This is a genomic window from Rhodococcus sp. NPDC059234, from assembly GCF_042754225.1.
Taxonomy (GTDB): Bacteria; Actinomycetota; Actinomycetes; order Mycobacteriales; family Mycobacteriaceae; genus Rhodococcus_G.
The window spans coordinates 40,286-49,836 of the sequence record NZ_JBHZAH010000027.1; the positions used below are offsets into that span (position 1 = coordinate 40,286).

General features: G+C 69.8%; 9 protein-coding genes. 3 read left to right on the plus strand and 6 right to left on the minus strand.

Annotation, left to right across the window (positions count from 1 at the left end):
• Genes ACFXGJ_RS08775 through mftA form a run of 6 tightly spaced genes read right to left on the minus strand, consistent with a single transcriptional unit; the run spans window position 1 to window position 6,733 of the window.
• Window positions 1-1,953, minus strand: coding sequence for a mycofactocin system FadH/OYE family oxidoreductase 2 (locus ACFXGJ_RS08775; RefSeq protein ID WP_378617961.1), 1,953 nt, complete (start codon window positions 1,951-1,953; stop codon window positions 1-3).
• Entirely contained in the window at window positions 1,950-3,875 is a 1,926-nt protein-coding gene (locus ACFXGJ_RS08780; RefSeq protein WP_378617970.1) for a mycofactocin system FadH/OYE family oxidoreductase 1, read from the minus strand. Before ACFXGJ_RS08780 ends, ACFXGJ_RS08775 begins: the two co-directional genes overlap by 4 nt.
• A gap of 3 nt (window positions 3,876-3,878) precedes the next feature.
• Window positions 3,879-5,057, minus strand: coding sequence for a pre-mycofactocin synthase MftD (mftD, locus tag ACFXGJ_RS08785; RefSeq protein WP_378617962.1), 1,179 nt, complete (start codon window positions 5,055-5,057; stop codon window positions 3,879-3,881).
• 9 nt (window positions 5,058-5,066) lie between these two features.
• On the minus strand, window positions 5,067-6,290 hold the full coding sequence (gene mftC, locus ACFXGJ_RS08790; RefSeq protein ID WP_378617963.1) for a mycofactocin radical SAM maturase: 1,224 nt from the start codon (window positions 6,288-6,290) through the stop codon (window positions 5,067-5,069).
• A gap of 57 nt (window positions 6,291-6,347) precedes the next feature.
• A complete protein-coding gene (gene mftB, locus ACFXGJ_RS08795) occupies window positions 6,348-6,650 on the minus strand; it encodes a mycofactocin biosynthesis chaperone MftB (protein WP_378617964.1) in 303 nt (100 codons plus the stop codon).
• Entirely contained in the window at window positions 6,635-6,733 is a 99-nt protein-coding gene (mftA, locus tag ACFXGJ_RS08800; RefSeq protein WP_142100268.1) for a mycofactocin precursor MftA, read from the minus strand. The genes mftB and mftA overlap by 16 nt, the downstream gene beginning before the upstream one ends.
• Window positions 6,734-6,844: 111 nt before the next feature.
• Between mftA and mftR the strand changes: the two genes are divergently transcribed.
• From mftR to ACFXGJ_RS08815, 3 genes are all read left to right on the plus strand, one after another.
• On the plus strand, window positions 6,845-7,501 hold the full coding sequence (gene mftR, locus ACFXGJ_RS08805; RefSeq protein WP_378617965.1) for a mycofactocin system transcriptional regulator: 657 nt from the start codon (window positions 6,845-6,847) through the stop codon (window positions 7,499-7,501).
• 123 nt (window positions 7,502-7,624) lie between these two features.
• Window positions 7,625-8,314 carry a mycofactocin system transcriptional regulator MftR2 gene (gene mftR2 / locus ACFXGJ_RS08810; RefSeq protein WP_378617966.1) on the plus strand — a complete coding sequence of 230 codons (690 nt, stop codon included), beginning with the start codon at window positions 7,625-7,627 and terminating at the stop codon, window positions 8,312-8,314.
• 128 nt (window positions 8,315-8,442) lie between these two features.
• Window positions 8,443-9,498, plus strand: a complete 1,056-nt coding sequence (locus ACFXGJ_RS08815; RefSeq protein WP_378617967.1) for a 2Fe-2S iron-sulfur cluster-binding protein — start codon at window positions 8,443-8,445, stop codon at window positions 9,496-9,498.
• Window positions 9,499-9,551: the final 53 nt, after the last annotated feature.

The window sequence follows — 9,551 nt, forward strand, 5'->3', positions numbered from 1 at the left end:
TCACACCGACATGCCCGCCCGGTGGCCCTCGACCACCGCCGCGTCGGCGCGCCGGGGCGAGAGCGCGTCACCGATCCGGTGAACCTCGAATGCATTCCCGGACAGTTCTTTCCATAGCGCGTCGACCGGTCGCTGGTGCACGCAGCACACCACCGAGTCGAACTCGGGTTCGCTGACGACGCCGGTCGGGTGGTGCAGCAGCGCGACCCGCACCGAGCTGCCGGCCTCGGTCACCGACACGGGCACCAGGTCGGTCCACTGCGCGATGCCCTTCTCGTGCGCGCGCCGCTGCCAGCCCTCCATGTCCAGGGTCAGACCCAGGTCCTGTCCGACGATCATGGCGCTGGTCGCGACGGTCACCGCGCAGCCGCGCTCCGCCAGCGTCTCCGCGACCGAGGTGCCCTGGTGGAAACCGAGTTCGTCGAACACCAGCACCCGCCCGGACGGCGCCACACGGCCCTCGAGCACGTCCCGCACGTCGACCACCCGAACGCTGTCACCGGCCCAGCCGGGTCGGTGCGGCCGCGCGCCGGTCGCGACGATCACGACTTCCGGCGCGAGCGCCCGCACGACGGCGTGGTCGACGCTCACGCCGGTGCGGACCCGGACTCCGCGCCGGACGCACTCGTGCTCGAGATTGCGTACCAGGGTGCCGAATTCGGCACGCCCGGAAGCGGATGCCGCCGCGGCGACCTGTCCGCCGGTCCGCTGCGCCCGCTCGTACAGCGTCACCTCGTGACCGCGCCGCGCCGCCGTCGCCGCCGCCTGCAGTCCGGCCGGCCCGCCGCCCACCACGACCACCCGCCGCGGCCGGCGCGTCGGCGGCGGCAGCGGCACCGACTCCCGACCCGCCTCGGGGTTCTCGACGCACCCGAGCCAGCGATTCATCCCGACCCGCCCGATGCACTCCTGATTGCAGGACAGGCAGGTCCGGATGTCCTGTGGCTGCCCGGCCTCCGCCTTGGCCGCGAAGTCCGGGTCCGCGATCTGCCCCCGCACCACCCCGACCAGGTCGCAGTGTCCCTCGGCGAGCGCACGATCGGCCTGGTCGGGATCGGTGAAGCGGCCGACGCCGATCACCGGCAACGAGACCCGCTGCCGGATCGCACCGGGGATGAACAGCGAATACCCGCGTGGCACGGCCATCGACGCCTCGATCAGGTGCAGGGTCTCGGTGGCCATCCCGATCGAGGTGTTGACGTAGTCCACCCGGCCGCTCGCCTCCACCATGGCGGCGACCTCGACCGCCTCGTCGAGGTGAATGCCCCGGGCGATCGACTCCTCGCCCGTCAACCGCACGCCGAGCACCAGCTCGGATCCGATCTCGTCGCGGACCGCCTCGATCACCTCGAGCAGGAACCGGGCACGATTGCCGAGAGTGCCGCCGTAGCGGTCGGTTCGGTGATTCGACGCGGGTGCGAGGAAGGCCCGGATGATGGACGACTGGGAGCACTGCAGTTCGACGCCGTCGAAGCCCCCGAGCCGGCAGTGCCGGGCGACGGTCGCGTAGCCCGCGACCAACTCGGCGATGTCGGCATCGTCGACGGCCCGGGGTACCTCCCGGAACAGGGGGTCCGGCACCGGGCTCGGCGCCAGCAACGGCAGTTCGGAGTACATGCCCGAGCCCTGACCGCCGTTGTGGTTGAGCTGCGCCACAATCACCGCGCCGTGAGCGTGCACCGCCTCGGTGATCCGGCGGTAGCCCGCGACAGTCTCGGGCCGGTAGCCGCGAATCACCTTCTCGTAAGGCCAGTCCGTCGGGTGGACGCAGTGCTCCTCGGTGACGATCAGTCCGGCTCCGCCCCTGGCGCGGGCCTCGTAGTAGGCCACGTGCTGGTCGGAGGGCAGGCCGTCGACGGCGGCATTGGTCAGGTGCGCGGTGAACACGACCCGGTTCCGCACCGTGCGCGGGCCGATCCGCAGCGGTGTGAGCAGGTGCCGGTAGCGGGTCACGAATGCTCGCCTCGCAACAGCATTCTCGCCGCCGCGCGGCCCTCCCGGACGGCCTCGAGTACCGTGCGGGGTGCGACGAGGTCGCCGGCTCGCACGGCCTCCCGCGACACGCCGTCGAACGAGGTCCCGGGCAGTCGATGCGAGCAGTCGACCAGCGCGGCGGCCGGCACGGTCTCGAGCTCCCCGGTGTGCACGTGCTCGACTCCGACACCGCCGGCGGCCGGTCCGACGACACGAGTGCGCAGTCGCCGTGTGACCCCGGCGCGCGCGAGCCTGGCGTTCGCGTCCGCCAGGTCGCCGGTGCGTCCGAGCAGGGTCCCCGCCACCGGGTCGGGTGTCACGAAGGTGACCTCGTGCCCGGCGGCCGCCAGCCACTCGGCGAGGCCGACCGCGACGGGACCACCGACCGGGTCGTACACCACGACCGGTCCGGCCGGCATCGGTTCCCCCGACAGCACGCCCGCCGCGGTGAGCACCGAGACGTCGGACGGCCCCGGCCACCGCGCCGGAGCCGCGACCCCGCCGGCGGCGAGAACGACCGCGGTCCCGGCGGCGAGCGCGCGCTCGACGTCTCCGGCGGTCACCGCACGCCCGGTCTCGATGCGGACCCCGAGCCGGCGGCACTGTCCCTCGATCCAGCCCGGCAACGCGGCCAACCGATCTCGGCCCGGACCGACCGCCGCGGCGGCGAGCGCGCCACCCGGTCGCTCCGAACGCTCGGCCAACGTCACCCGGGCTCCCCCGGCCGCCAGGACCCGCGCTGCCTCGAGGCCGGCGGGCCCGCCGCCGACCACCAGCGCCTGGAACGCCGCCGCGGGCGAGGGTTCTTCGGTCGACTCGTGGCCGGCGTCGGGATTGCCGATGCAGGTGACGATCGGGTTCCTCGGATCACGCACGAGGCATGCCTGGTTGCACAGCACGCACGGCCGCGCCGCCCGACCCGACCGGGCGGACGCGACGAGGTCCGGATCGGCGATCTGCGCCCGCGTCATCTCGACCAGGTCGGCGACGCCGTCGTCGACGGATCGCTGAGCCTCGTCGACGTCGATCACGCTGCCCTGCAGGACGATTGGAACAGATCCGCGTGTCGCCACGCGAATGTCTTGGCAGAGTTTCACGTTGAACATCGGCGGCGTGTGCGCGTCCGGTCGGTACGCCGTCGCGGACATCGGCCCACCGCGCACGACCACGAGCAGGTCGAGCGTGGACGCCAGTTCGGACGCGGTCCGTGCCGCCGACTCGGGAGTGATGCCCGCCCACGGGGCGAGTTCGTCGCAGCTGAGCCGCAACGACAGGATCCGGCCGACGCCGATCTCGGCGCGCACCGCGGCGACGACCTCCCGCAACAACCGCGACCGGTCGGCGCCGTAGCCGTCGGCGCGAGTGTTGGTCAGTCCGGACAGGAACTGTCGCAGCAGCGCGGTCGGACCGGCGTCGAGTTCCACCCCGTCTACGTCGGCGGCGGCGGCCCGCGCGGCGGCCGCCGCGAAACTCTCCACCACCGAGTCGATCTCGGCGGTGCCCATCTCCGCGGGCAGCTCCCGAGTGACCACGTCCGCGACCGGGGACGGTCCCCAGAGCACGGACTGCGAGTACGCGCTCGAACCCTGCAGGCCGCGGTGACTCAGCCCGGCGAGCACCAGCGTTCCGTGCGGCCGGCACGCGGCAACGATGTCACGCCAACCACTTTCGCAGTCCGCCGCGAGCGGGGCCCGCTCGTACGGCCAGTCGTCCGCGCACACGGACGCATGCTCGGTGACGACGATGCCGCAGCCGCCGACGGCCCGGCGACGGTAGTAGTCGACGTGGCGCCCGGACAACGCGCGGCCCTCACCGAGATTCGTCTCGTGAGCGCCGAAGACCACCCTGGACTGGGCGGTGCGCCCGGCCAGGGTGGCCTTCGAGGTGACGGAGAGGGGCAGTGGTCAGATCCCGAGGTCGCGGCGGAAGCCGGGCGGGATGACCAGATCCTTCGGGGTCAGGTCGTGGATCGAGGAGTGTCCGAGGCCGAGCACCGCGGAGTCGACGCCGCCGCGCAGCACGTCGAGGACGTTCTCCACACCGGCCTGCCCGTTCGCCGCCAGGCCCCACAGGTACGCGCGGCCGATCATCACCGCCCGCGCACCGAGCGCGAGAGCCTTGACGACGTCGGAACCGCGGCGGATCCCGCCGTCGAGCACCACCTCGAGCTGATCGCCGACCGCCTCCGCGATCGCGGGCAGTGCCCGGATCGGGGCCGGGGTGCCGTCGAGATTGTTGCCGCCGTGATTGGACACCGAGATCGCGGTGCACCCGGCGTCGACGGCGCGCTTGGCGTCGTCGACCCGCATGACACCCTTGAGCATGAACGGCCCACCCCACTGCTCACGCAGCCACGCGACGTCCTCCCACGTCGGCAGCGGGGTGCCCATCCACTCGCCGTAGGCACCGAAGAACGTGGGGGCCGGACCGCCGCCGGGCGGAGCGAGGTTCGGGGTGGTCAGATCCGGGATGGCGCCGGCCTTCACGAACTGCGACAGCCACTTCGGGTGCAGCAGGCCCTGCAGGGCGTTCTTGCGCATCGCGTCGAAGTTCATCTTCTCGGGGATCTCCGGGCTGCCCCAGTCCCGGCCCATCGAGAACGACCAGTCGAGCGTCATGATCAGACCGGTCGCCCCGGCCGCGCGGGCCCGCTCCATCCGCTGCAGCAGCACCTCACGGGTGCCGACCCAGTACATCTGGAAGAACGTCTGCGGATTCGCCGCCGTCACCTCCTCGACGGACTTGGACGCGAACGAACTCAGCCCCATCGCGACGCCCCGCGCGGCGGCGGCCCGGGCGACGGCGACCTCGCCGTCGGGGTGCACGGCCTGCACACCGGTCGGCGAGATCATCACCGGGAACGACAACTGCTGCCCCATCACGGTGGTCGACAGGTCCCGCTTGTCCGACAGCCCGGCGACGTGCGGCGCGAACCCGAGCTCGGCGAACGCATCGAGGTTGTCGCTGGTCGTCACGCCCTTCTCCGAGCCGGCCACCAACGCCATGTACACCGGCTTCGGGAGCCGCTTCCGTGCCCGCCGCTGCGCCTCGGCAACGGTCTCGAACCACGCATTCTTAGCCATCGGAATCCTCTATTTCATTCCCGCGAGCGGGTTCTCGTCGCAGATCTTGGCCGGAGGCCGGGTTGTCAGCAGGGTCAGCGGCACCGGCGCCGCCGGGACGCGACGCTCGGCTCGCTTACCGGTCCGCGAGTGGTCCTGGCTGGACTTGGGGACGCTGCGATCGGCCGCCAACGCCGACTCCCCGTATCCCTGCACACATTCCGGGTCCGGGCCGTCCATCGGCAGGCCGGTGAAGAACTTCGCGGCCATGCAACCGCCGCGGCAGGCGTCGTAGTGATCGCACTTCGAGCACGCGCCGCCGGTCTGCGGGGACCGCAGATCCCGGAAGAGGTCCGAATGCTGCCACACCTGCTGGAATCCACCGTCCGCCACGACGTTTCCGGCGAGGAACTGCTCGTGGATCGCGAACGGGCAGGCGTAGACGTCCCCGATCGGATCGATCAGGCACACCACCCGACCCGCGCCGCACAGGTTCAGCCCGGGCAGGGCGTCACCGTACGCCGACAGGTGGAAGAACGAGTCACCGGTGAGCACGCCGTCGCCGTTGGCAACCAGCCAGTCGTAGAGCTCACGCTGCTGCTCCTGCGTGGGGTGCAGTTCGTCCCACACGTCGGCGCCGCGGCCGCTCGGACGTAGCCGGGTGATACGCAGCGTCGCCCCGAACCGGTCGGCGAGGGCCTTGAACTCGTCGAGCTGACCCACGTTCTGCCGCGTCACGACCACCGAGATCTTCGCGTCCCGGAAACCCGCCTCGGCGAGGTTCTCCAACGCCCGGACCGCCATCGCGAACGAACCGGGACCGCGGACCGCGTCGTTGACCTCGGCGGTCGCACCGTCGATCGAGATCTGCACGTCGACGTAGTCGCTCGCGGCCAACCGGGCGGCGACCTCCTTGTCGATCTTGACGCCGTTCGTGGAGAACTTCACACCCACCTGGTGCGCGGTCGCGTAGTCGACCAGCTCCCAGAAATCCGACCGGACCGTCGGTTCACCACCGCCGATGTTGACGTAGAACACCTGCATCCGCTGCAACTCGTCGATGATCGACTTGCACTGCTCCGTGCTCAACTCCCGCGGGTCGCGTCGACCGGAGGACGACAGGCAGTGCACACACGAAAGATTGCAGGCGTAGGTCAGCTCCCACGTCAGGCAGATCGGCGCGTCGAGACCGAGCTCGAACTGGTCGACCAACCGGCCGACCGGCGCGGCAGGGGGCTCTAGGACTGAGGTCATGGGCTGTGTCCTCTTAGCGGAAGAAGTGAGGGGAAATGGCGGCCGGGCGGGCCGGCCTCAGGCTGCGCTGGTGGTACCGACCGCGGCGGGCACGATCATCGTGGACTCGGCCAGCGTGGACAGGGCGCGCGCGTACATGTCGACCTGCGAGTCGGGGATGCCTGCCGCTCGGATCGCGGTGCGCGCATCGGGGTGCTCGGCCAGCGACTCGACGATGCCGACGATCGTGACGTTCTTGAGGAAGGAGAGCTTCCTGGTGCCGAAGTGGTAGAGCAACGCCCCGAACGGCTCGGGGCGAAGCGCCACCTGCGGGTGAAGCTTCCACCCGGTGTCGAGATCCACGGTCAGTACACGCCGCACATGCCGTCGATCGAGACCTCTTCCACGAGCGACTCCTGGACGAGCTCGGTCTCGGCGATGACAGTTTCGCGATGGTCGGACATCGACTTGCCTCCTGTGTCAGGGTTGGTGCCGGCCACGTGCGACATGCGATGTGACCCGCTTCACGACAATAATGGCATCGAGTGCAGAATGAAAGACCGGAGGAGAAACTGGTGCGAAGCGGGAGCAGAACGACTGGTCGAATCGGTCGCAGGCCGTCCACGACGCGCGACCGGATCAGCAACATCGGCATCGCACTGTTCGCCGAGCACGGCTTCGAAGAGACCAGCGTCGACCAGATCGCCGAGGCCGCCGGCATCGCCAGGCGGACCTTCTTCCGGTACTTCCCGTCCAAGAACGCCGTGCCGTGGGGCGACTTCGACCTGCACCTGGACAACATGCGCGCGCAACTCGCCGAGCTGCCCGCCGACATCCCGCTGGCCGAGGGACTCGCCGAGGCCTTGCTCGAGTTCAACAGCTTCCCCGCCGACGTCGCCGCGCTGCACCGTCAGCGCATGGAGATCATCCTGAAAGCGCCTGCACTGCAGGCCTATTCGATGGTCATGTACAACGGCTGGCGTGAGGTCATCGCCGAGTACGTGGCCGCGCGGCTCGACCTGAGCCCGTCGGATCACCTGCCCCGGACGGTCGGATGGACCGTGCTCGGCGTCGCCCTGTCCGCCTACGAGCAGTGGCTCGACGACGAGTCGCTCGAGCTGCCGGCACTGCTGCGCGCAGGCAGCGACACCCTCTCGCACGGACTGGCATCCCTCTCGATCGGCCACCCTTCGAATTCCGTTGCCGATCAAGATCTTTCCCTGGGCGGGTAGCAGCACCACCCGCCGGACCGCCTCCGGCCGCCACCTCACACTTTTCTCCAGACCGGCTCCCCTCGCGGCCGATACGCCCTAAAATGAAGTCGGGAACGGCGCCTGCCGTCCCGATTTCAGGCCATGAAGGACATGATGACGGACAAGTCCGTGATCTTGGGACGACCGGCTGGCCGCAACTCCACCGGCGACTCACGGACGCCCAGCACCGCACACGGCAACCTGTCCGAGCAGGAGATCGTGGAGGCGGCGCTGCGCGTCGTGCACGACGACGGACTCGACAAACTGTCGATGCGACGCCTCTCGCGCGAACTCGGCGTCTCCGCCATGGCGCCCTACTACTACGTCTCCGACAAGAACGAACTCCTCGACCTGGTCGCCACCGCGGCGCTCGCCGGCGTCACCGCCCCCGACCCCACCCTGGCCTGGACCGAGCGGCTGCGCATCCTGATCGACCAGATCGACGAGCGCCTCGCCTCGTACCCCGGTCTCGGCGAGATCCTGCTCGAACAGATGCTCCGCAAGCAGCGTCGGCTGATCGCGCTCGTGATGGAGATCCTCTTCGACGCCGGTTTCTCCGAGCGCAACGTGCTGGCCGCCTACGCCACGATCCACACCTACCTGTTCGGCCGCAGCGGAGCCTCGACGCAGGATCCGACCATGCCGGACCGGACCGGCCTACCGGAGGTCGTCGCGCGCGCGACGAGCCACCTCGACGAGGTGCACGGCTGCGACATCTACCGCTTCGGAGTCGAGACGCTGATTGCCGGGCTCCGGGTGCAGCTCGACCGCCAGCTCGCCCAGGAATCCTGATTTCGCGTATCCCGGCTATCGGGAACCGATGGTCCAGTTCTACGATCCAGCTGCTTCCATGGTTTCTGCTACATTTGAAACTAGAACACGTTTCAGATTTGACCCGAACACCGAGAGGACCCATCCCGATGACCACTGTTGACGTGCCGCACAGCTCCAGGTCGGTTGTGCTCACAGTGTCGGGCGTCGTAGAGGAGACCTCCGACGCGCGGTCGCTCGTGTTCGCCGTTCCCGCCGAACTGCGCAGCAAGTTCGACTACAAGCCCGGCCAGTTCCTGACCCTGCGCATCCCGAGCGACCGGACCGGATCCGTCGCGCGGTGCTACTCGCTGGCCAGCTCCCCGTTCAGCGACGCCGAGCCGAAGGTCACCGTCAAGCGCACCGTCGACGGCTACGGCTCGAACTGGCTCTGCGACAACGTCAAGGTCGGCGACACCATCGAGATGCTGCCGCCGTCCGGCGTCTTCACCCCGAAGTCCCTCGACCACGACTTCCTGCTCTGGGGCGCCGGCAGCGGCATCACCCCGGTCATCTCGATCCTCAAGTCCGCCCTCAGCGAGGGCTCGGGCAAGGTTGTGCTGATCTACGCCAACCGCGACGAGAACTCCGTGATCTTCCGCGACGAGCTGCGCAGCCTCGCCGCCCAGTACCCGACGCGACTGACGGTGGTGCACTGGCTCGAGAGCCTGCAGGGCCTGCCCACCCCGGATCAGTTCGCGACCCTGGCCGCTCCGTTCGCCGGCTTCGAGTCGTTCATGTGCGGCCCCGGCCCGTTCATGGACACCGTGCACAAGGCCCTCGCCGAGGCAGGCGTGCCGCGCACGTCCGTGCACGCCGAGGTGTTCAACTCGCTCGCGGGCGACCCGTTCCTGGATGTCGAGCTCGAGGAGGTCACCGCGGAAGAGGCTGCCGACGCCGCGAGCGTCTCGGTCACCCTGGACGGCGAGACCCACGAGCTGAGCTGGCCGCGCAAGCAGACCCTCGTCGACATCATGCTGGCCAAGGGCCTGGACGTGCCCTACTCGTGCCAGGAGGGCGAGTGCGGCTCCTGCGCCTGCACGGTGCTCCAGGGCAAGGTCGAGATGGACAACAGCGAGATCCTCGACCCCGAAGACATCGCCGCCGGCTACATCCTCGGCTGCCAGGCCCGTCCCGTCACCGACCGGCTCGAGATCGAATTCTGATGCGCTTCGCGCAGTGGTGCGGTTACGGACGGACGTCCCTCCGTAACCGCACC

Bases quoted from the DNA above. Each gene is read 5' to 3' on its own strand.
- ACFXGJ_RS08815 (WP_378617967.1), top strand. From the start codon at position 8,443: ATGACCACTGTTGACGTGCCGCACAGCTCCAGGTCGGTTGTGCTCACA.
- mftC (WP_378617963.1), bottom strand. From the start codon at position 6,290: ATGACCTCAGTCCTAGAGCCCCCTGCCGCGCCGGTCGGCCGGTTGGTC.
- mftR2 (WP_378617966.1), top strand. From the start codon at position 7,625: ATGAAGGACATGATGACGGACAAGTCCGTGATCTTGGGACGACCGGCT.
- mftD (WP_378617962.1), bottom strand. From the start codon at position 5,057: ATGGCTAAGAATGCGTGGTTCGAGACCGTTGCCGAGGCGCAGCGGCGG.
- mftA (WP_142100268.1), bottom strand. From the start codon at position 6,733: ATGTCCGACCATCGCGAAACTGTCATCGCCGAGACCGAGCTCGTCCAG.